This is a genomic window from Streptomyces sp. NBC_01723 (assembly GCF_036246005.1).
Lineage (GTDB): Bacteria > Actinomycetota > Actinomycetes > Streptomycetales > Streptomycetaceae > Streptomyces.
The window spans coordinates 629,146-650,687 of sequence record NZ_CP109171.1; the positions used below are offsets into that span (position 1 = coordinate 629,146).

The window sequence follows — 21,542 nt, forward strand, 5'->3', positions numbered from 1 at the left end:
GCCGCAGCGACCACACCTTCCAGTGGGGAGCACAGATGGCACGCCGTACCCGCAACAGACGCCTCCTCGGGACCGCCGTCCTGACCGCCCTGGCCACGGGGGCCGCCCTGCTGGGCGTTCCCGCCCAGGCGGAACCGGCCGCGCCCGCCGCCTCCGTGACCGTGCGGCCCGACCCGTCGTACCGGCAGGAGAGGTTCGAGGGCTGGGGCACCAGCCTGGTCTGGTTCGCCAACGCGACCGGCGACTACCCGCCGGAGATCCGCGAGAAGCTGGCCCGGCTCCTGTTCGACGACGACGGCCTCGGGCTGAACATCGCCCGCTACAACATCGGCGGCGGCAACGCGCCGGACGTGCGGGACTACCTGCGGGCCGGCGGCGCGGTCGAGGGCTGGTGGAAGGCGCCCGCGGGCACCACCCGCGAGGACACCGACTGGTGGAGCGCCGACGACCCCGCCGACTGGAACGAGGACGCCGACGCCACCCAGCGCTGGTGGGTCGAGCGCGTCAAGCACGACGTCGACCACTGGGAGACGTTCAGCAACTCGCCGCCCTGGTTCATGACCGTCAGCGGCTACGTCTCCGGCGGCTTCGACTCCTCCGCCGACCAGCTCAAGGCCGATTCGGTCGACGACTTCGCGGCCTACGTGGCCGGGGCGACCCGGCGGCTGGAGCGGGCCGAGGGCATCCGGGTCGACACGGTGGACCCGTTCAACGAGCCCCACACCCCCTACTGGGGGACCCGGCTGGGCGCCGACGGCGAACCCGTCGGCGGCCGGCAGGAGGGCGCCCACATGGGACCCGAGCTTCAGACCGAGGTCCTCCGGGCCCTCGCCCCGGCGCTGAGGAAGGCCGGGGTCGGCGCGGACATCTCCGCGATGGACGAGACCAACCCCGGCATCTTCGCCCGGAACTGGGACGCCTACTCCGCGGCCGACCGCGACCTGGTCGGGCGGATGAACGTCCACACCTACGGCACCGGGCAGCGCACCACCGTGCGCGACCTCGCCAAGGCGGCCGGCAAGCCGCTGTGGATGAGCGAGGTGGGCGGCGACTGGGGCGACGGCCAGGACTTCGAGGACATGCGGCCCGGTCTCGGTCTCGCCCAGCAGATCGTCGACGACCTGCGTGAACTGGAGCCCCGCGCCTGGGTGTTCTGGCAGCCCGTCGAGGACTACGACAACATGAAGCCCGGCGGCGAGTCGGCCAGGGGCGGCAACTGGGGCAGTATCCAACTCCCGTTCGGCTGCACCGCCGAGGACACCCTGGAGACCTGCCCGATCCGGACCAACACCAAGTTCGACACGGCCCGCAACTTCACCCACTTCATCAAGCCCGGCGACCGGCTGATCGGCACGGACGACACCTCCAGCGCCGCCGCCGTCGGCCGTGACGGCAAGAGCGCCTCGCTCGTCCACGTCAACCGCACCAGCGAGGCCCGCACCGTCACCCTCGACCTGTCGAAGTTCGGGGAGGTGAGCCGCCGCGCCACCGTCACCCCGGTGGTCACCGACGCCGGCGGCCGACTCGAACGCAAGGCCCCGATCCGGGTGAAGGACCGCACGGCCGCCTTCACCGTGCCCGCGCAGTCCGTCACCTCCTTCGAGATCAAGGGCGTCTCCGGCGTCGCGAGGGACGCCGCCCCGCTGCGCCGGGGCCACGACTACTACACCCTCACCGGCGTGCAGAGCGGGCGGGCCGTCACCGTCGGGGACGACGGCACCGGCCTGGTCCTGGGCGGCGGAACGAACTGGCGGCTGGGCGCGGTCCGTCACGACGGCGGCGTCCGCGACCGCTACGTCCTCACCGCCCCCGGGCACGGCACCCGGCTGGCGGTGCGCGACGACGTCCCGGTGGCCGAGCCCGACACCGGCCGACCCGGCAGGGCCGCCGAGTGGCTCGCCTCCACCACCGGCGACGGCACCTGGACGCTGGTCAACGCCGCCACCGGGCGCCTGCTCGAAGTAGGCGGTCAGGCGACGCACGCGGGTGCGGCCGTCACCACGTGGCCGCCCAACTCCGGCGCCAACCAGCGCTGGACGCTGACGGACACGTCCACCGGCTGAATCCCCTCCCTCCTCCCCCGAGAGACCGAAGGAGACGGCATGACCATCGACCCCCGCGAGCGCGAGGTGCGCCGCAGGATGGCGGCCCGTGAGCTGTACTCCGACGGCGCCCCGGGACTGGAGGGGCTGGCGGAGGAGCGGCTGCGCGGCAAGGAACTGGCGGATGCCTACAACCGGACCGGGGCGCGGGACGAGGAGGGGCGCCGGGCGATCCTGAAGGAGATGTTCGCGGCCGTGGGCACCGGCGTGTGGATCGAGCCTGAGCTGCACGTGGCCTACGGCAACCGCGTGCACCTGGGTGACGACGTGTACGCCAACTTCGGCCTCACCCTCGTCGACGACGTCGAGGTCTTCGTCGGGGACCGGGTGATGTTCGCGCCGCACGTCACCATCAGCACCACCGGACACCCCGTCCACCCGAGGCTGCGCCGGGACGGCACGCAGTTCTCGGCGCCGGTGACCGTCGAGGACGACGTGTGGATCGGGGCCGGCGCGCTGATCATGCCGGGGGTCACCATCGGGCGCGGCTCGGTGGTCGGCGCGGGCAGCGTCGTGACGGCGCACGTCCCGGCGATGACCGTCGTCGCCGGGACCCCGGCCCGCGTGCTGCGCGCGATCACCGACGCGGACCGGGAGTGGACCTACGCTCCGCCCCGCACCCTGGGCACGGTCTGATCGGCAACTTCCGCCGTGCGCCCGGGACATGGCACGGGGCGCGGGGCAGTACGATGATCGAAATTTACGGCGGAGCGTCACCTCCCGGACCACGGAGCCTGCCATGACGACGGACCATTCCCAGCCTCCCCACATCGACACCGGCCGGGCCCACCCCGCGCGGGTCTACGACTGGCTGCTGGGCGGCAAGGACAACTACCCCGTCGACGAGGCGGTGGGCGAGACCCTGCCGCCCGAGGCACGGGACGCGGCGCGGCAGAACCGCGCGTTCATGAACCGCGCGGCGGCCCACCTCGCCGCGCAGGGCGTCGACCAGTTCCTGGACATCGGCACGGGCATCCCGACCGAGCCCAACCTGCACCAGATCGTGCAGCGGACGGTCCCGGCGGCCAGGGTCGTCTACGCCGACAACGACCCGATCGTGCTGCGGCACGCGGAGGCCCTGCTGGTCAGCAGCCCGGAGGGGGCCACGGACTACATCCAGGCCGATGTCCGCGAGCCGGAGCAGATCGTGCGCCACGCCCGCGAGATCCTCGACTTCGACCGGCCGATCGCCCTGTCGCTGATCGCCCTGATGCACTTCATCACGGACGACCAGAACGCCCACGGGATAGTCCGCGGGCTGGTCGAGACCCTGCCCTCCGGCAGCCACCTGGTCCTCTCGCACGCCTCGATCGACCTCTTCCCCGAGCTGTCGGAGCAGGTGATCGCCCAGTACGCCAAGGGCGGCATCCGCCTCGGCTTCCGCACCCGGGCGGAGGTGACCCGCTTCTTCGACGGGCTGGAACTGGTCCAGCCGGGCCTGGTCACGGCCACCGAGTGGTACGGCGAGGGCCAGGAGCCGCCGGCGCCGGAGGACAGCGGCATCTACGCGGCCGTGGCGCGCATCCCCTGACGGGGACGCGCGCACGGCTCAGCGGCGACGCCCGCGGGCCGCCCAGCCGCTGCCGACACCGGCGACGTGCAGGGCGACCAGGGCGAGGCCTATGAGCATCACGTTGGTGGAGGTGAAGACGTCGTTGGTCGACACCTCCGCCGCGTTGATCAGCCAGGCGATGAGGAACAGAACCGCGGCGATGATGGCGAGCACGGTGTACATCCCTTCGGGTAGGTGGCACCCGACCGGTGCCGTGTCACGCGTATGCCCCCGACGGAGGGTGTGACACGGCGCGGTGCTCCCCTTGCCCGGCACGGGCCTCCGCGTGCTTCGTACAGTGGACGGACGTGGACGGTCCCGGGTGTGCCGGGGACCGGTCCGGCCCGTCCCGCACCCCGCACCGGAGCACGCCATGCACGATCCGTCCCCCGCGCCGGACGACGGCTCCGGCACCCTGTTCGGGCTCGACGCCCTGACGCCGGGCGGGCCGGCCGCCGAGCCCACCGGGCCGCGCTTCCGGGACTCCGCCGCCGCCCGCCGTCTGCTGCCGGTCCGGGAGATCCACGCCGAGCCGGCGGCGGCCGCCTCCCCGCGCGGCCGGCAGGTGCTCGCCCGGTTCCCCGAGGCGCGCGTGGTGGAGGTGGACTCCCACTGGCGCATCCCGGGCCTGCACGGCAACGAGGGCAACGTCGAACGCTGGGTGCGGATCAAGGGCGAGACCCTCGTCCTGGGTGAGCGCAAGACCCTGGCCACCCGCCCCAACGGCCGCTCCGCGGACTGGATCGCGCCCGGCGCCTCCAACGGCTGCGCCATGGCCTGCGCCTACTGCTACGTGCCCCGGCGCAAGGGGTACGCCAACCCCGTCACCGTCTTCACCAACATCGACGGGATCATCGCCCACCTCGGCCGGCACATCGCCCGGCAGGGGCCGAAGCCGGAGCCGAACCAGTGCGACGCCGAGGCGTGGGTGTACGACGTGGGCGAGAACGGCGACTGCTCGGTGGACGCCCTGATCTGCGACAACACCGCGGACCTGGTGCACGCGTTCCGGCAGTGGCCGACGGCCAAGGCGTCCTTCGCCACCAAGTTCGTCAACCCCGACCTGCTCGCCCTCGACCCGCGCGGCCGCACCCGGATCCGCTTCTCCCTGATGCCGCCGGACGACTCACGGCTGCTGGACGTGCGCACCTCGCCGGTCGCCGAGCGGATCGCCGCGGCGGCCGACTTCCTGGACGCCGGGTACGAGGTGCACTTCAACCTCTCCCCCGTGGTGGTGCGGCCGGGCTGGGAGGAGGCCTGGGCGGAGCTGCTGCGCCACCTCGACGACGTCCTGCCGGAGCGGGTCAGGCGGCAGGCCGCCGCCGAGGTGATCATGCTGACGCACAACCGGGAGCTGCACGGGGTCAACCAGGGCTGGCATCCGCGCGCCGAAGAGGTGCTGTGGCGGCCGGAGCTGCAGGAGGCGAAACGCTCCGAGAACGGCGCGCTCAACGTGCGCTACCGCGCCGGGGTCAAGGCCGACGCGGTCGCCCGGCTGCGCGCTCTGGTCGCCGCCCACGCACCGTGGCTGCGCGTGCGGTACGCCTTCTGACCGCGTTGGGTAAGGGGAACCTAACGTCAGATAATGTTCTACGTGCAACCACCCAGCCGGAAGCTCCCGCCTCCGGTCAGCACGCACCGGGGGAGCCGGCCTTGCCACACACGATCGACGCGACCGGAGACCGGACGGACACCGCCAAGGAGGACGGCTGGGTCGCACTGGACTCGCCCGCCGAGCTGCGCGAGCTGCTGGGCGAGCCCTGGCCCGTCGTCATCGACAAGGTGCACGAGCGGCTCACCGACGACGACGTGGACATTCTGGCCCGCTCCCCGTTCTGCCTGCTGGCCACCTCCGACCCGCGGGGCAACTGCGACGTGTCGCCGCGCGGTGACGCGCCGGGCTTCACCCGGGTCCTGGACGCCGGCACCATCGCCCTGCCGGACCGGCCGGGCAACCGGCGGGGGGACAGCTTCCACAACATCCTCGGCAATCCGCACGCCGGCCTGCTCTATCTGATCCCCGGCGGCAAGCAGGTGCTGCGGATCAACGGCCGGGCCCGCCTCCTCACCGACGCGCCCTTCTTCGACGCGATGGCCCGCGACGGCAGGCGTCCGGACCTCGCCCTGGTCCTGGAGATCGACGAGATCTACCTGCACTGCCCGCAGTCCCTGAATCGGGCGGGACTATGGAACTCCCCTTCCCCGAAGGGGAGTTGAGCGCGCCGCCCGACCGGGGACACAGGACGGGGCCGGAGCCGGGACGGCCGGTGTGAGCCCCGCCTCTACCAGCAGATATTAGGTTAGGCTAACCTTCGCCACGTGAGATCTGGTGAAGACACGGCCGGCACCCCGCGCCTGCGCGGTCATCGGCTGTCGGCGACGAATGTGACCGTCGCGTACGACGGCGTCGATGTCGTGCACGACGCGGAGGTCACCCTCCGGCCCGGCGAAGTGACCGTTCTGGTGGGCCCGAACGGCAGCGGGAAGTCGACGCTGCTGCGCACCGTCGCCCGCCTGCAGCGGGCCCGGAGCGCGACGATCGGCATCGACGGCGACACCGACGGCCTGGCGCTGACGCCCCGGGAGTTCTCGCGCTACGTCGCCCTGCTGACGCAGGGCCGTCCGACACCGGGCGGGCTGACCGTGCGGGACGTCGTCGAGTTCGGCCGCTATCCGTACCGGGGCCGCTGGGGGCGGCCCGACCCGGACGGCCCGGCCGCCATCGACCGGGCGCTCGCGCTCACCGGCGTCGACGGCTTCGCCGACCGCGGCGCCGACCACCTCTCCGGCGGCCAGTTGCAGCGGGTGTGGCTCGCGAGCTGCCTGGCACAGGAGACCGGCGTGCTGCTGCTGGACGAACCCACCACCTATCTCGACCTCCGCTACCAGGTCGAACTACTCGACCTCATCCGCGATCTGGCCGACGTCCACGGGATCGCCGTCGGCGTCGTGCTGCACGACCTCGACCAGGCGGCGGCCGTCGCCGACCGGATCACGCTCCTCGAAGCGGGCCGGATCGTCGCCGACGGCCCGCCCGAGGACGTACTGACGCCGGAACGGCTGAGTGCCGTCTACGGCATCCGGATCGACGTCGACACCGACCCCCTCACCGGCCGGCTGCGCACCCGCCCGATCGGCCGCCACCACATACGAACCGAAAGGCTCGGCACCACCTCATGAGACGCCTCCTGCTCACCGCGGCCGCCACCACCGCCGCGGCGCTCACCCTCGCCGCCTGCGGCACCACCGAACCCGCCGCCGACACGTCCGAGAAGAAGGCCTCCGAGGCCATCACGCTCAAGGACGGCAAGGGCACCGAGGTGAAGCTCGACGGCCCGGCCACCAAGGTCGTCGCCACCGAGTGGAACGTCGTCGAGAGCCTGGTCTCCCTGGGCGTGGACCCGGTCGGCGTCGCGGACGTCAAGGGCTACAAGACCTGGGACAGCGCCGTGCCGCTGAAGAACGAGCCCAAGGACATCGGCACCCGCGGCGAGCCGAGCATGGACACCGTCGCCTCCCTCGCCCCCGACCTCATCGTGGCCACCACGGACCTCACCCCGGCCGCCGTGAAGCAGCTGCGCGAGGTCGCCCCGGTCATCGAGGTCACCTCCGCCGACGGCACCGGCCAGATCGACCAGATGCTGGAGAACGTCGACCTCATCGCGAAGGCCACCGGCAGGACGGAGCAGGCGAAGACGCTGCGCACCGGCTTCGAGGCCAAGGTCGCCGAGGGCAAGAAGGCCCTGGCCGACGCAGGGTTCGCCGGCAAGGACTACGCCTTCGCGGACGGCTACGTCGCCTCCAACCAGGTCTCGATCCGCCCCTACACCGCGACCTCCCTCATCGGTGAGGTCAACGAGGCGATCGGTCTGAAGAACGCCTGGACGGTGAAGGGCGACCCCGCCTACGGTCTCGGCGCCACCGACGTCGAGGGCCTCACCAAGCTGCCCGAGGACACGCAGTTCGCCTACATCGGCAACGAGGACGACCCGTCCGCCACCCCGTTCACCGGTGAGCTGGCCAAGAACTCGGTGTGGAAGTCCCTGCCGTTCGTGAAGTCCGGCGACGTGCACCGGCTGGACGACGGCATCTGGATGTTCGGTGGTCCCGGGTCGATGGAGGCGTACGTCGACGCCGTCGTCGGCGCGCTGACGAAGTAGCGAGGCCATGGCCGTCACCGCAACCGAACCCGCGACCCGTGCGTCGACGGTCCCCACGTACCGGTCGGGCGCGGCCGCGGTGACGGCCGGGATCGTCCTGCTGGTCGCCGTCCTCGCCGTCGTCGACATCACCCAGGGCACCGCCGCCGTCGGACCGTCCGAGGTCTTCAAGGCCCTCACCGGACAGGCCGACCCGGACGACGCGTCGGTCGTCGTCGCCTCGCGGCTGCCCCGGATGGCCGCCGGCCTGCTGGTCGGCGTCGTCCTCGGGATGGCCGGCGCCGTGCTCCAGTCGGTCAGCCGCAACGTGCTGGCCTCCCCCGACACCCTGGCCGTGAACGCGGGCGCGTACCTGGCCCTCGGGGTGGCCGGCGCCACCGGCGTCTCGCTGCCGATGATCGCCTCCTCCGGCGTCGCCTTCGTGGGCGGGCTGGCGGCGGCGGCCGTCGTGCTCGGACTCTCCGGCCTCGGCACCGGCACCGTCCGTCTGGTGCTGGCCGGTACCGCGCTCATGCTGGGCCTGCACTCCATGACCGAGGGACTGCTCCTGCTCTTCCCCGAGCAGACCGAGGGCCTCTACGCGTGGAACCAGGGCAGCATCTCCCAGAACGGCTTCGACGGCGTCCTCCAGATGCTGCCGATCGCGCTGGCCGGGCTGGTGGGCCTGATGCTGACGGCCCGTCGGGTGGACGCGCTGGCGCTCGGCGACGACGCGGCACGCGGGGTCGGCGTGCCGGTCCGGGCGACCCGGGCCACCGTCGTCGTACTGGCGGCGCTGCTGTCCGCGGCGGCCGTCACGCTCGCCGGGCCGATCGGCTTCGTCGGCCTGTGCGCACCCGCCCTGGTCCGCCCGCTGGCCCGCCGCTTCCGCGGCTTCGCCCGCTCCCGTACGTCGATGCCGGCGGCCGGGCTCACCGGCGCGGCCCTGGTGCTCGGTTCGGACGTGCTGCTGCGCACCCTGGTGCCGGAGAACCGCGCGGTGGGCGTGCCCACGGGCGTGGTCACCAGCCTCGTCGGGGCCGTGTTCCTCGTCGTCATGGCGATGCGGCTGCGGGACACCGCCGGGGCCGGCGCCCCGGACCGGCTGCGCATCCCGAGCCGGGCGGTGTTCCTGGCCACGGTCGCCGTCCTGGTGGCCGTGTCGGTGGGCCTCGTCATCGCCTCGGTACTGATCGGCGACAGCAAGCTGCTCCTCGGTGACGTCGTCAACTGGGCGCAGGGCAGGGCCGGCCGGACCGTCTCCTTCGTGCTGGACACCCGGGTGCCCCGGGTGCTCGCGGCGCTCGGCGCGGGTGCGGCGCTCGCCCTGGCCGGCACGCTCGTGCAGGCCGTGACGCGCAACCCGCTCGCGGAGCCGAACGTCCTCGGTGTCACCGGCGGTGGCGCGCTGGGCGCGGTGATCCTGGTGACCACCGTGCCGGCCGCCGGGACGTGGGGCGTCGCCGCCGCCGCGTTCGCCGGGTCCGCCGTCACCGCGGTCCTCGTCTTCGGGCTGGCCGCCCGGGGCGGCTACCGGCAGAACCGGCTGGTCCTCGTCGGCATCGGCGTGGCCTCCGGGACGGCGGCCCTGATCAGCCTGCTGATCGTGCTCACCGACCCGTTCAACGCGAACAAGGCCCTGACCTGGCTGTCGGGTTCGACCTACGGGCGGACCATGCCGGACGTCGTGCCGGTCGCGCTGGCGCTGGCCGTCGGCATCGGCGTGGCGGTCGCGCGGCGCACCGAGCTCGACCTGATCTCGCTGGACGAGGACACGCCGCGACTGCTGGGCCTGCGGCTGGCGCCGGGGCGGCTCGGGTTCCTGGTGGTGAGCGTCGTACTCAGTTCGAGCGCCGTGGCCTGTGCGGGCACCATCGGGTTCGTCGGGCTGGTCGCCCCGCACGCGGCACGGGCCCTGGTGGGCCGGCGGCACGTCCGGGTCGTGCCGGTCTCGATCCTCCTGGGCGCCGTCCTGGTCTGCGCGGCCGACCTGATCGGCCGCACGGTGATCGCCCCGGCCCAGCTCGGCGCGGGACTCATGACGGCCGTGATCGGGACGCCGTACTTCCTGTACCTGCTGGTGCGCGGCCGCCGGTAGCGGGCGGCCTGGTCCGGCGGGGCACGGATCCCGCCGGACCGGCACCTTGCCGGGCGCGGCTTGTTAGACGCGGCGTCAAGTTACTGAACCGTAATGAGCATGGTGCTACCGCCGGTAACTCCTGTCCGGGTACGGTCCCGTCACCCCACAGGAGCAGCGCGGCCACGGTCCTCCCCCAACGGACCGCGGACGACCGGTTCCGGCCCTTCCCCAGGAGGTTCGCCATGCCCGCACGTCCCCGCATGCTCGCCGCGGCGATCACCGCCGCGCTCGCCCTCGGCGCCCAGGCGGTGCCCGCCGCCGCGGCAGGCACCGCCGGCGACACGGCCACCGGACCCGCCTCGGAAGTGTCCCGGGGCGTGGAGATACCCCCCTTCTACACGCCGCCGGCCGGACTCCCGGCCGCCGACGGCACCCTGATCCGCAGTGAGCACCTGCCGCTCGCCCTGAGCCTGCCCGGCCTCGACGGCCCCCTCCCGGGGCGGGCGACCCGCCTGATGTACAAGTCCACCGACGCGAACGGCGAGGCGGTCGCCGTCACCGGCGCCTACATCGAACCCGCCGCGAAGTGGCGCGGCGACGGACCGCGGCCCCTGGTCGCCGTCGCCCCCGGCACCATGGGACAGGGCGACCAGTGCGCCGCCTCCATGGCCCTGGAGAACCCGCTGCGCCTCGGCGACGGAACGGTCTCCGTGGGATACGAGAACCTGTCGGTCTACCGGCTGCTGCTGCGCGGCGTCGCCGTCGTCGTCACCGACTACGTCGGCCTGGGCACCACCGACCGGCTGCACACCTACGTCAACCGCGTCGACGGAGCCCACGCCGTACTGGACGCCGTACGCGCCGCGCGCTCGCTCGACTCGGCCTCGGTCACCGCCGACTCCCGGGTCGGCCTGTTCGGGTACAGCCAGGGCGGCGGCGCCACGGCGGCCGCGGCCGAACTCCAGCCGGGCTACGCCCCGGACGTGCCGCTGGCGGGCACCTACGCGGGCGCGCCGCCCGCGGACCTGACCGAGGTGACCGAGGCGATCGACGGCGGCGACCTGGCCGGCGCGCTGGGCTGGTCGCTCAACGGCTTCCTGCAGACGGAGCCCGCCCTGCGTCCCATCGCCGACCGGTACATCAACGCCGAGGGCCGGGAGGCGCTCAAGGACCTGTCGACCATGTGCGTCGGCGACGCCCTCTTCAAGTACGGCGGCGCGAGCAGCGAGGACTGGACGACGACCGGTCAGTCCATCAGCGACGTCATCCGCGCCGAGCCCGTACTGCGGGACTTCCTCGCCGAGCAGCGCATAGGCTCGCTCAAGCCCGGCAGCCCGGTCCGCGTGGCGACCGGCGTCAGCGACGACCTGGTCCCGCACGGCCAGTCCCGTCAACTCGCCGTCGACTGGTGCCGCAAGGGCGCCACGGTCACCTACGCCCCCGTCCTGCTGCCGGGCGTCGGAAGCGGCCTGCTCAACCACTTCGCCCCGCTCCTCACCGACCAGGGCAGCGCCATCTCCTGGCTGACCGACCGGCTCTCCGGGGAGCCGGCGCGCTCCAACTGCGGCAGCATGCCCCTGCAGCCCTGAGCCACCGGGCCCACCCGCGGGCGGGCAGCCTCTCCGGCGCCGAGGGCTTCTACAGCTTCTCCGCCAAGCGGGACTCGAAGGACCTCTGCCGCGCCGTCCGGGCCTCACCCGGGCGGGCGGACGAGGGACCGCCCCGGCGGGCGAAGGAGAGCGACACGCCCGATCCCACGGCGACCCCCGCGCAGACCAGGGCGCTGCCCACGGCCTGCGCGGCGCCGTAGGAACCGGTGCCGACCAGGGGCGCGGTGCAGGCCGCGGCGACCGGGATCAGGCCGGAGAACAGGGTGGCGCGCTCCGCCCCGATCCGCTGCATGCCCATGTACCAGCAGACGAAGCCGACGACGGTGACCACCGCCGCCTGCCACAGCAGCGCGCCCGCCTCCACCGCGTCCGGCGGCCGCAACCAGCCGGCGCCGTCGGCCAGGACGCCCGCCACCGCCGACTGCAGCGCCGCGATGCCGCACACCGTGGTGGACAGCAGCCGCGGGCCCAGCGGCCGCAGGACGGGCACGGCCAGGACCGCGAAGCCGACCTCGCCCAGCAGCGCGCACACGGAGAACGCGATGCCCGCGCCGTCGGTGCGCCCCCAGCCCTGGACCGTGAAGGCGCCCGCGGCCACCAGCGACGCCCCGTAGAGCACGACCCGTTGCGGCCGGCGCCCGTCGAGGAGGGGCACGAGGACGGCGACCACGACCGGCGCGCAGCCCACGAAGACCCCGGGGACGGCCGGTTCCGCGGTGCGTTCCGCCGCGAGGACGGCCAGGTTGAAGCCGACCATGCCGACGGCGGCCAGCAGGGCCAGGCGCAGCCACGGGCCGGGGCCCAGCGCGCGCAGCCGGGCCGTGGCGCCGGGCCCGGCGAGGGGGACGAGCAGCAGGAAGGCCAGCCCGTAGCGCAGGAACTGTCCCCCGGCGTAGGGGTAGTCGCCGAGGAGGCTGTTGGCGGTGAAGGATCCTCCGACGAGGACGCAGGCGAGGGCGGCGAGCAGGGAGCCGCGTGCGGTGGTGGCGTTCATGGCACCGACGTTAGGAAGCCGGCCGGTCTCGCACGGGGTCCACTTCCGGGGCCGTATGGGGGACCAATCGGCGACCGTGGCGGTCACACGGGTGTCACCGGTCCCTCACCGGGTGCGGGGCGCGGGAATCGGGGTATTCGGAACGTCCGGCACCAACAGGCCGGTAGGGCACGTGACTTGACGGTTTCGAACAGACACGGGAAGGAACTGCCAGTGCGCACCCGCAATGTGACAACCGCCGTGGCGACCGCGAGCGCCTCCCTCGCACTCCTGGCCGGTTGCGGCGGCTCCGGTGACGGGGGGAGCAAGCCCTTCGACGGGCAGAGCGCCGACTCGGTCGCGGCGAAGGCCGTCGAGGCCACCCGGGAGGCGAAGTCCATGCACGTGAAGGGGGACACCCGCCAGGAGGGCGGCTCCACGGTCACCATCGACGTCTCGGTCGACCGGGCGAAGAACTGCCAGGGCACCATCGGCGCCGGCGACACCGAGGCCGAGGTCCGCTACACCGGCTCGACCCTGTACCTGCGCGGCGACCGCCGGTACTGGGAGAACGCCCTGAAGCAACAGCCCGACGAGGCGCGGGAGATGGTGCCCAGGCTGTCGGACAAGTGGGTGCGGATGCCGGGCAACGACGCCACGACCGCCGGGGTCTGCGACAAGCAGGGCTTCGTCGCGGCGATGGACCAGGACAAGTCCCAGCGCCAGGGCATGAAGCGCGGGGAGACCTCCGAGGTGGACGGCAAGGAGGCGCTCAAGCTCACCAAGGAGGGCGACGGCGGCGAGACGCTCGCGATGTACGTGGCCACGGAGGGCGAGCCCTACATCCTCAGGACCACCACGGAGGGCGGCGAGAACCCGGGCAGCGTCACCTTCAGCGACTACGGCGAGCCGGTGGACCCCGAACAGCCGCCGGCCGGCGAGACGGTGGACCTGAAGGGGCTCGGCGCGCGGAGCTCCTGACGCCGCCCATGACCTTCTACGTGCCGCTCGCCGGCTCCTCTCCCGACCGGTCCGAGGCCGGCCACACATAGGGAAGGTCGTCCGGTACGCCGGGAAACAGCCCGCCGTAGGCTTCGGGGTCCTTGCGCAGCAGCGCGGACCTGTGGCTGCGGTGGAAGGCCTCGTCACCGAGCCACGGCGGCAGCTCCCCCGCGCGGCCCAGGGCGGTCTGGTCCCGTACGGGCTCGTGACGGCGGCGGGCGGCCAGGCCGGCGACGAGCGAGGCGGCGCAGCTGTCCTGGTGGCCCTGGTCGCGCCAGACCCGGCAGACCTCGAGGCCGTACCGCACCAGTGCCTCCTCGTAGCCGGCCCACATGCGCACCGCCGGGTGCCGGCGCCAGCCGTAGCCGGGCACGGTCAGGCCGCGCAGCACCTGGAGCGCCTCGACCCGCTGCTTGCCCAGCCGGCGGCGGTCCAGCGTGAGCGCCGACTCCCGGAACCCGGGGAGGGGGAGAAACGTCTGCATGCCGTCCTCTCAGCAGCGGAACCGGTGCCCGGGCCCGGTGGCCTACGCACCCGGCTCGGGCCCGTCCCGGTCGGCCAGTCCGCCCGCGCCGAGCGGGCCGGTGGCGCGCATCGATCCGTCGGCCTCCAGCCGCGGCAGCTCGTGGCGGGAGAGCCGCAGGACCACGGGCGGCAGCGTGATGCGTCCCAGTTGGGCCAGGCGCAGCCAGCCGGGGACGTAGACGGCGGTACGGCGGCGCTCCATGGCGCGGACCAGCCGGGCGGCGACGTCGTCCGCCGGGAAGGTGCGGCGGGCCGGCGGCGGCATGTGCCCGCGCAGCTCGCGCAGGACCGGGTACCGGTCGGCGTCGCGGATCATGTCGGTGTCGATCCAGTTGAGGTAGGCGATGCCCACGGCGACGCCGTGGTGGGCCACCTCGGCGCGCAGCGAGTGGTTGAAGGCCTCGACGCCCGCCTTGGAGGCGCAGTAGGCGCTCATCATGGGGGCGGCGCCGAGCGAGGCCAGCGAGGCGATCTGGAGGTGGTAGCCGGCGGTGCGCAGCAGGTCCGGCAGGAAGGCCCGGGCCGTGTGGGCGCTGCCGGTGAGGTTGACGTCGACGACGCGGCGCCACAGCGCCGGGTCCGACGTGACGAACGGCCCGCCCTCCGCGATGCCCGCGTTGGCCACCACGACCGAGGGCGGTCCCAGGCCCCGGCGTACCGCAGCGGCCGCCTCCGCCAGTGCGGCGGGGTCGGTGACGTCGGCCTCGACGGCGAGCGCCGGGGTGGGCAGGTCGGCCGCGAGGGCTTGCAGGCGGGACTTCTCCCGGCCGAGCAGGGCGAGCCGGGCGCCGCGCCGGGCGCAGGCGCGGGCCAGGGCGGCGCCGAGTCCTCGGGCGGCGCCCGTCACCACGACGGTGCGGTTCTGCAGGGGGCTGTCTGTCACCGGTCGGGCCTTTCCTCGGGGGCTGCGCGGACGGTCACCGTCTGTCGCCGGCCCGGTCGCGGCGGGCCAGGGCCCGTTGCGCCCGGGTGAGGCCCGCGAAACGGTGCCGGCGCAGTGCGGCGCGGGCGGCGTTGGCACCGGGTGCGCCGTGCACTCCGCCGCCGGGATGGGCGGCGGCGGAGGCGAGGTAGAGCCCGGCCACGGGGGTCTCCGGCCGCCCGGTGCCGGGCACGGGCCGGAAGACCAGTTGCTGGTGCATGGCGGCGGTGCCGCCGTTGATGGCGCCGCCCGTCAGGTTGGCGTCCAGGGCCTGGAGCGTCGGCGGGGCCAGCACGCGACGGGCCCGGATCAGGGCACGGAACCCGGGTGCGAAGCGTTCCACCTGGCGCTCGACCCGGTCGGCCATCAGCTCCCGCTCTCCGGCGTCCCAGCTCCCGGTGATACCCGCGTCGCCCGCGTCGCCCCGGACCTCGTGGGGGACGTGGGTGTAGGCCCAGGCGGACTCGGTGCCGCGGGGTGAGCGGGTCGGGTCGGACGTCGTCATCTGGCCGAACAGGGAGAAGGGGCGGTCGGGGACGCGGCCCATGGCGATCTGGGCGGCGAACCGGGTCAGTTCGTCGAGACCGTCGGCCAGGTGCACGGTCCCGGCCCCCGCCGCCTGCGCGCACCGCCAGGGCACCGGCCCGTCCAGCGCCCAGTCCACCTTGAAGGTGGCGAAGTCCCACTCGAAGCGCCGCAGGTCGGCGAGGACCTGTTCGGGGAGGTCCTCGGGGGCGACCAGACCGCCGTACAGGGCGGACACGGAGACGTCCGCCAGGACGGCGCGGCGCGCGGGGATCAGCTCCCCGCCAGCCGTGCGGACGCCGACCGCGCGCCGGTCGCGGACCACGACGTGCTCGACCCGGTGCCCGCAGCTCACCGTGGCGCCGCGGGAGCGCAGCCGGTGGACCAGGGCCGCGGTGAGCGCTCCGGCGCCGCCGACCGGCACGGGGAACCCGTAGGTCTGCCCGAGCATCGACATCAGCCAGCCGAAGCCGCCGCTGCCTGCGGCCTCGGGCGCGAGGTCGGCGTGCAGGGCGTTGCCGGCCAGGAGCAGTCTGCCGCCCTCGCCCCGGAACTCCTCCGCGCCCATGCGGCGCACCGGCAGCACCAGGATGCGGGCCAGCCTGAGCCCGCCCGCGCCCCGCAGCCGCAGGGCCAGCCGGGCGGCGGCGCGGACCGGCGGGAAGGGGGTGAACAGGGCGTCCAGGATGTCGGCCCGGTAGCGGTCCCACACGCCGTACAGACGCTCCCAGGCGGCACCGTCTCCGGCCGCGAAGGTGTCGAGGGAGCCGGCGGTGACGGCGACGTCACGGTCGAGGACGGCGCACGTGCCGTCGCTCAGCGGGTGGGCCAGTACGTGGGGGGCGTGGGCCCAGCGCAGTCCGTGGTCCTCCAGCCGCATCGCGGCGAGCACCGGGGAGGCTGCGGCGAGCGGGTAGAAGGAGCTGAACAGGTCGCTGACGAAGCCCGGGGCGACCCCGGAGTCGTGACGCACCGCGCCGCCCGGCTCTGGCTGCTCCTCCAGGACCCGTACGCTCCAGCCGGCGTCCGCCAGCAGGTTGGCCGCGACGAGTCCGTTGGGGCCGGCACCGATCACGACGGCGTCAGGCACGGCCGTCTCCCGGTCGGTACTCCACGGACCCGGCCGTGTCCGGCGGATCGGGGCGGCGCCGCTCCCCGGCCCGGGACTCGCACAGCCCGGCCAGCCGGGCCAGCATCGCGCGGTGCCGCACCTGGATCAGCGCCTCGACGGCCGCGTTGTGCAGCAGCCCTCCGGGACCGCGCAACGGGTGCTCGTCCACGATCACCAGGCACTCCTCACCCCAGGCCCGCAGCTCGACGGAGATCCGGGCGGTGCCGAGCCGGCCGGCCTTGGCCTCGATCTCCAGCAGGGACCCGTCGACCTTGTGCCGGACGACGGACTCGTTGTTCAGCCGCAGCGGTCCCAACCGCACCTCGTAGGCGATGGTCGCCCCGACCTGCGGCCAGTGTCCCGCCTCGGGGGTGGAGTCGGAGGGCCCGACCACCCATTGCACGTACAGGTCGCCGTCGGCCAGGACGTCCCACACCACCTGCGGGGTCGCCTGGACCAACCGATGCCGAACCGCCACGCGTGCCTCCTGGTTCCGGTCGCCGTCACCGCACGACGCAGCACTGAGTGCCCCGTCCGCGCGCGGCCAACCAGGGCGGAAGGATCCCCACCGCCCTGACATCTCTCAGGTACCGGGCACCGCGAGGCCCGCCTAACGTCGCTGACGGGGGTGGTCGCCGGTCCGGCTCACCGCCGACACAGTCATCGCCGACACAGGAAACGAGGGCTCATGAGCCGCCGATCATCGCTCACCACTCTGCTGGCCGCGGGGGGCGCCGCCGTCGCGCTGGCGCTGTCCGCCGTACCGGCCCAGGCCGCACCGTACTCGGGCGGGAACTACGGCGCCTACGGCATGGAGGGGCAGTATCCGACCGTGTCCAGCTGCGCGGGGACGTTCCGGCAGGTCGGCGCCACCCGGTACGCGGAGGGCATGGCGCTGAAGTACTTCTACTCCTCCCGCTGCGGTTCGTTCGCCCGGATCGAGAACTCCCGGGCCAACTGCGCCGCCGTGCTGGAACGCTCCAACTCGGGCGCCGGGCGTGCCGACGGCTGGGTCTCGGAGACCGTCGATCCGGGCATCGACTACGCCTACTCGAAGATCGGCAACAACCTGAACGGCCGCGTCTCCCGCGCCCTGCTGACCTGCGACGGCCACGTCTGGGCGCAGACCGCCTGGTACTGACCGACACGCCGCCCGCACCGTGCCGGCCACCCCGCCCGGGGTGGCCGGCGCGGCGCCGTCCGGCGCCGGTCCCACGGAAAGGCCCTGCATTGGCATGGACCTGATAAGGCTGGCTGGCTAAGCTCGGAGCAACCCGATGAGAGCGCTCTCAGTACGTGGTTGTTCCACCCCCACCTTGCTGGAACGACGAAGGGCAACTCCCGTGAGACGCAGCAGACTCAGGCACCTCGGCCTGGCCGGCCTCCTCGTACTCGGCAGCCTCACCGCGGTCGGCACCCTGCCGGCCTCGGCGGCCGACGCCCCCTCCCCCTCCACCGAGCAGCCGGCCTCCGCCGGTCTCCTGGACGCCATGCAGCGGGACTTCGGTCTCACCCGGGCCGAGGCCGAGGACCGGCTCGCGGCCGAACGCCGGGCCGGCGACCTCGCGCCCGAGGCACGCCGGGCCGCCGGAAAGGCCTTCGGCGGCTCGTGGTTCGACGCCGCCTCCGGACGGCTGACCGTCGCCGTCACCTCGGACGCGGCGCCGTCCACGGCGGCGGCGGTCCGCGCCACCGGCGCGCAGGTGCGCACCGTCGAGCACAGTGCCAAGGCGCTCGACGCGACCAAGGCACGTGTCGACCGCCTCGACGCGCCCGCCGGAGTGAGCAGTTGGCGTGTCGACACGGCGGCGAACACCGTGGTCGTCGACGTGGTCCGGACCGAGCAGGCCGACAACGATGTCCAGCGCTTCGTGAAGCAGGCCCGCGAGGCCGGCCCGGTCACGGTGCGGACGGTGGCCTCGGCCCCGCAGACCTTCGCGGCGGGCACCGTCGGCGGCGACCCGTACTACACGGGCAACGTCCGCTGCTCCATCGGCTTCTCCGTGCACGGCGGGTTCGTCACCGCCGGGCACTGCGGCGGGACGGGCGCGGGGGTGAGCGGCTGGGACCGGTCGTACATCGGCACGTTCCAGGGCTCGTCGTTCCCCGGCAACGACTACGCCTGGGTCAGCGTGGGCAGCGGCTGGTGGACCGTGCCGGTCGTGCTCGGCTGGGGCACCGTCTCCGACCAGCTGGTGCGCGGCTCCAACGAGGCACCCGTGGGCGCCTCGATCTGCCGCTCCGGCTCCACCACCCACTGGCACTGCGGCACCGTGCTCGCCAAGAACGAGACGGTCAACTACAGCCAGGGCGCGGTGCACCAGATGACCAAGACCAGCGTGTGCGCCGAGGGCGGCGACTCCGGCGGTTCCTTCATCAGCGGCGACCAGGCGCAGGGCGTCACCTCGGGCGGCTGGGGCAACTGCTCCAGCGGCGGCGAGACCTGGTTCCAGCCCGTCAACGAGATCCTGAACCGCTACGGGCTGACGCTGCACACGGCCTGACCCCGTAACAGGTGGGGAGGGCCGCGCCGGGTGTCCGGCGCGGTCCTTCCCGGACCACCGTCCCGGCGCGGGGCGGCGGTCGGAAGGGTCAGAAGCCGCCGGGGCCCGGCTCCGGCGACTCGGGCCCCGTCGCCGCGCCGAGCCGTCGGTAGGCGGCCCGCGCGTGCGCCACGCGGGCCAGCGCCGTGCCGACGAGGGCGGCGCCGAGCAGGCAGGCGAGCCACAGCGCGTCCCGCCGGCCGGTCCACGTCAGGACGCCGGCCGGCGGGATCGCGAAACCGTTGAGGGAGAGCCAGCACAGCACGGCCGTCCCGGGAGCGGCGGTGAAGCGGGCGCAGAGCCCGAGCAGCGCCGCCAGCAGGGAGAGCACGAGGAGGGCGAGTCCGGGACGGCCCGAACCCACCGTGCCGTTGAGGAGTGCCACCAGGGTGAGGGCGCCGCCGAAGGCTCCCGCCCACACCAGGGGAGCGGCGACCGGCCGGGGAACGGGTCTCGCACCGCTGGCCAGGGGCACCCACTCGATCATGCTGACGGCTCCTTCCGGTCCCGGACGGCTCCGACCACGGCGTCGGACACCGGCCCTGTGGGCAGATTGTCCCACCGCAGCGAAGGGTGCCGGGCGGGTGGGCAACCGGTGTGCGCGGCGGCGGCCGGATCGCCCTGCATCTCCCGCCCCGTGGGCCGGATCCCGCGTGTCTCCTCTCGGCCCCGGGCCCGGCCTAGCGTTCGGCCTCCGCGCGCTCCGAGGCGGACGAGGACGACGACGAGGCCCCCGCGGACAGCGCCACGGACTCCGACGGCCCGTCCCCGCCCTTCCCCTCGCCCGGCACCACGGCCGGTGACCTGGTCCCGGGCAGCAGCCCGGCGGCCGTCCGCAGGGCACCGGCGAGCAGGTGCGCCCGCGCCGCCACGATGGGACCGAGGACGGCGAGCACGAGGACGTACCCGGCGATGAAGGGGGCGAGCCGCTCGTCGAGTCCGGCGCCCGCGGCCATCGCGGCGAGGATCAGCGCGAACTCCCCGCGGGCGACCAGGGTGGTGGCGATCTCCGCGGCGGGCTGCGCGCCGTAGTCGTACAGCCGGGCGACGCAGAGTCCGGCGGCGATGTTCATGACGACGGTCAGGACGGCGGCCGCGGCGACCGGACCGGCGACGGAGGCGATGTCACCGGGGTCGATGGCGAGACCGAACGCGAAGAAGAAGATGGCCGCGAAGGCGTCACGGAGCGGGTGCACCAACTCGCGTATCCGGGGGCCGGAAGGGGTGCCCGCCAGGATCAGGCCGACCATGAAGGCGCCGATGGCGTCGGCCACGCCGAGGACCTCGGAGACGCCGGCGACCAGCACGGCCGCGCCGAGGAAGCTGATGACGAGGAGTTCGTTGTCCCGCGTCTCGATCAGGCGGCCCACGAGCCGGGTGCCGTACCGTGCCGCGGCGGCCAGCACCAGCAGGAAGCCGAAGGCCTTGCCGGCCTGAAGGGCGATCTCCGCGAAGCCCTGGGCTCCCGAGATGATCGGTTGCAGGGCGGCCAGGTACAGCGCGAGGAAGATGTCCTCCACCACGATGACGCCCAGGATCAGACGCGTCTCGGGGCGGCCGATCCGGCCGAGGTCGATGAGGATCTTGGTGACGATCGCGGAGGAGGAGATGCCGAGCACCCCGGCGAGCACCAGTGCCTCACGCAGCCCCCAGCCGAGGACGAACCCGAAGCCGAGCCCGGCACCGACGTTGAGGAGCAGGTAGATGCCGCCCGCGGCGAGCAGCCGCCTGCCGCCCGTCCTGAGGTCGTCGAGGTGGAACTCCAGGCCCAGGTAGAACAGCAGCAGCACCAGTCCGAGCGCCGAGAGCATCTCGAAGTCGTGCGCGTCCTCGACCAGGACGAAGCCGGGGGTGTGCGGGCCGAGCAGGATGCCGGCGAGCATGAAGAGGGGAATCGTCGGAAGTCCGATCCTGCCGCCGAGGCGGGCGAGGAACGCGGCGGCGAGGAAGGCGCCGCCCATGGCGAGCAGGGTGTCAGCGTGTCCCACGGGTCACCGCCTTCCGCCGTGCGGAGAGTGGGGAGGGCTTCACTTGACGGGGATGGATGCGGGTTCTCCTTCATCTGTGGTGCGTCGTCTGTGGTACGTCGCCGGGCGGACGGACGGACGCCGTCGACCGGCGCCGGTGCCGTGACACCGCTCCCGGAACCGAACGGGGCACCGGCCGCCCCGGCTACTCGGGGTGCGAACGCACACCCGGAACGGACCACGCGGCAACGCCCGCGCACGGGCTGAATGAGGCTTCCCTGCAACGTCCCCCGGCCCCCGAAAAGGCCCCCGGGGCGCGGCGTCGGTCCACGGTCACACGCCGGGGGGTGGCGCCGCCATCGGGGACGACACCCAAATGTTCCGGTGGCCGACACCCATCCGCGGCCGATGCGGCGGGCGCCCGCGCGCGGTGGGAGGAGGGTGCGCCGCGGCCGACTCGGGGATCCCGGCCGCGGCGCGTCCCACCGCCC

20 protein-coding genes are annotated in these 21,542 nt (G+C 73.8%); 12 read left to right on the forward strand and 8 right to left on the reverse strand.

Annotation, left to right across the window (positions count from 1 at the left end; genetic code table 11):
* Positions 1-35: 35 nt before the first annotated feature.
* From OIE75_RS02920 to OIE75_RS02930, 3 genes are all read left to right on the forward strand, one after another.
* Positions 36-2,063 carry a glycoside hydrolase gene (locus OIE75_RS02920; protein ID WP_329469366.1) on the forward strand — a complete coding sequence of 676 codons (2,028 nt, stop codon included), beginning with the start codon at positions 36-38 and terminating at the stop codon, positions 2,061-2,063.
* A 39-nt stretch (positions 2,064-2,102) separates the two neighbouring features.
* Complete coding sequence (locus tag OIE75_RS02925; RefSeq protein ID WP_329469367.1) at positions 2,103-2,738, forward strand: sugar O-acetyltransferase; 636 nt, start codon at positions 2,103-2,105, stop codon at positions 2,736-2,738.
* Between the two features lie 103 nt (positions 2,739-2,841).
* On the forward strand, positions 2,842-3,633 hold the full coding sequence (locus OIE75_RS02930) for an SAM-dependent methyltransferase (protein ID WP_329469368.1): 792 nt from the start codon (positions 2,842-2,844) through the stop codon (positions 3,631-3,633).
* 18 nt (positions 3,634-3,651) lie between these two features.
* On the opposite strand, the gene OIE75_RS02935 is transcribed toward OIE75_RS02930, so the two are convergent.
* A complete protein-coding gene (locus OIE75_RS02935) occupies positions 3,652-3,837 on the reverse strand; it encodes a hypothetical protein (RefSeq protein WP_307009372.1) in 186 nt (61 codons plus the stop codon).
* Positions 3,838-4,027: 190 nt separating this feature from the next.
* On the opposite strand from OIE75_RS02935, the gene OIE75_RS02940 reads away from it, so the two are divergent.
* The 6 genes from OIE75_RS02940 to OIE75_RS02965 all read left to right on the forward strand — a co-directional run bounded on the left by OIE75_RS02940 (position 4,028) and on the right by OIE75_RS02965 (position 11,462).
* A complete protein-coding gene (locus OIE75_RS02940) occupies positions 4,028-5,206 on the forward strand; it encodes a spore photoproduct lyase family protein (RefSeq protein ID WP_329469369.1) in 1,179 nt (392 codons plus the stop codon).
* Positions 5,207-5,307: 101 nt separating this feature from the next.
* Positions 5,308-5,871, forward strand: coding sequence for an MSMEG_1061 family FMN-dependent PPOX-type flavoprotein (locus OIE75_RS02945; RefSeq protein ID WP_373462925.1), 564 nt, complete (start codon positions 5,308-5,310; stop codon positions 5,869-5,871).
* 102 nt (positions 5,872-5,973) lie between these two features.
* Positions 5,974-6,834 carry an ABC transporter ATP-binding protein gene (locus tag OIE75_RS02950; protein WP_329469371.1) on the forward strand — a complete coding sequence of 287 codons (861 nt, stop codon included), beginning with the start codon at positions 5,974-5,976 and terminating at the stop codon, positions 6,832-6,834.
* Positions 6,831-7,814, forward strand: a complete 984-nt coding sequence (locus tag OIE75_RS02955) for an iron-siderophore ABC transporter substrate-binding protein (protein ID WP_329469372.1) — start codon at positions 6,831-6,833, stop codon at positions 7,812-7,814. The genes OIE75_RS02950 and OIE75_RS02955 overlap by 4 nt, the downstream gene beginning before the upstream one ends.
* A gap of 7 nt (positions 7,815-7,821) precedes the next feature.
* Complete coding sequence (locus OIE75_RS02960) at positions 7,822-9,891, forward strand: iron ABC transporter permease (protein ID WP_307009380.1); 2,070 nt, start codon at positions 7,822-7,824, stop codon at positions 9,889-9,891.
* A 224-nt stretch (positions 9,892-10,115) separates the two neighbouring features.
* Positions 10,116-11,462: a lipase family protein gene (locus OIE75_RS02965; protein WP_329469374.1), complete on the forward strand. Its 1,347-nt coding sequence runs from the start codon at positions 10,116-10,118 to the stop codon at positions 11,460-11,462.
* Positions 11,463-11,511: 49 nt separating this feature from the next.
* On the opposite strand, the gene OIE75_RS02970 is transcribed toward OIE75_RS02965, so the two are convergent.
* Positions 11,512-12,477: a DMT family transporter gene (locus OIE75_RS02970; RefSeq protein ID WP_329469377.1), complete on the reverse strand. Its 966-nt coding sequence runs from the start codon at positions 12,475-12,477 to the stop codon at positions 11,512-11,514.
* A gap of 213 nt (positions 12,478-12,690) precedes the next feature.
* Between OIE75_RS02970 and OIE75_RS02975 the strand changes: the two genes are divergently transcribed.
* The gene (locus tag OIE75_RS02975) at positions 12,691-13,437 is read left to right on the forward strand and encodes a hypothetical protein (protein WP_329469378.1); all 747 of its coding nucleotides are present in this window, start codon (positions 12,691-12,693) and stop codon (positions 13,435-13,437) included.
* Positions 13,438-13,453: 16 nt separating this feature from the next.
* Here the strand turns inward: OIE75_RS02975 and OIE75_RS02980 are convergent, their stop codons facing one another.
* From OIE75_RS02980 to OIE75_RS02995, 4 genes are read right to left on the reverse strand one after another with little or no spacing between them, the layout of a single operon-like run.
* Positions 13,454-13,942 (reverse strand): MSMEG_6728 family protein, encoded by a 489-nt coding sequence (locus OIE75_RS02980; RefSeq protein WP_329469380.1) that lies wholly within the window; start codon positions 13,940-13,942, stop codon positions 13,454-13,456.
* 42 nt (positions 13,943-13,984) lie between these two features.
* Complete coding sequence (locus tag OIE75_RS02985) at positions 13,985-14,866, reverse strand: SDR family oxidoreductase (protein WP_329469381.1); 882 nt, start codon at positions 14,864-14,866, stop codon at positions 13,985-13,987.
* A gap of 34 nt (positions 14,867-14,900) precedes the next feature.
* Positions 14,901-16,520 carry a phytoene desaturase family protein gene (locus OIE75_RS02990; RefSeq protein WP_329469382.1) on the reverse strand — a complete coding sequence of 540 codons (1,620 nt, stop codon included), beginning with the start codon at positions 16,518-16,520 and terminating at the stop codon, positions 14,901-14,903.
* Complete coding sequence (locus OIE75_RS02995; RefSeq protein WP_307009391.1) at positions 16,513-17,019, reverse strand: SRPBCC family protein; 507 nt, start codon at positions 17,017-17,019, stop codon at positions 16,513-16,515. Before OIE75_RS02995 ends, OIE75_RS02990 begins: the two co-directional genes overlap by 8 nt.
* A gap of 210 nt (positions 17,020-17,229) precedes the next feature.
* Here OIE75_RS02995 and OIE75_RS03000 point away from each other — a divergent pair, with 210 nt between their 5' ends.
* Both OIE75_RS03000 and OIE75_RS03005 read left to right on the forward strand, forming a co-directional pair.
* Entirely contained in the window at positions 17,230-17,682 is a 453-nt protein-coding gene (locus OIE75_RS03000) for a hypothetical protein (protein WP_125491595.1), read from the forward strand.
* Between the two features lie 202 nt (positions 17,683-17,884).
* Positions 17,885-19,045: a S1 family peptidase gene (locus tag OIE75_RS03005; protein ID WP_329469385.1), complete on the forward strand. Its 1,161-nt coding sequence runs from the start codon at positions 17,885-17,887 to the stop codon at positions 19,043-19,045.
* An 88-nt stretch (positions 19,046-19,133) separates the two neighbouring features.
* Here OIE75_RS03005 and OIE75_RS03010 read toward each other — a convergent pair whose 3' ends face one another.
* Both OIE75_RS03010 and OIE75_RS03015 read right to left on the reverse strand, forming a co-directional pair.
* Positions 19,134-19,571 carry a hypothetical protein gene (locus OIE75_RS03010; protein WP_307009394.1) on the reverse strand — a complete coding sequence of 146 codons (438 nt, stop codon included), beginning with the start codon at positions 19,569-19,571 and terminating at the stop codon, positions 19,134-19,136.
* Between the two features lie 193 nt (positions 19,572-19,764).
* Positions 19,765-21,072, reverse strand: a complete 1,308-nt coding sequence (locus OIE75_RS03015; RefSeq protein WP_329469386.1) for a cation:proton antiporter — start codon at positions 21,070-21,072, stop codon at positions 19,765-19,767.
* Positions 21,073-21,542 lie beyond the last annotated feature (470 nt).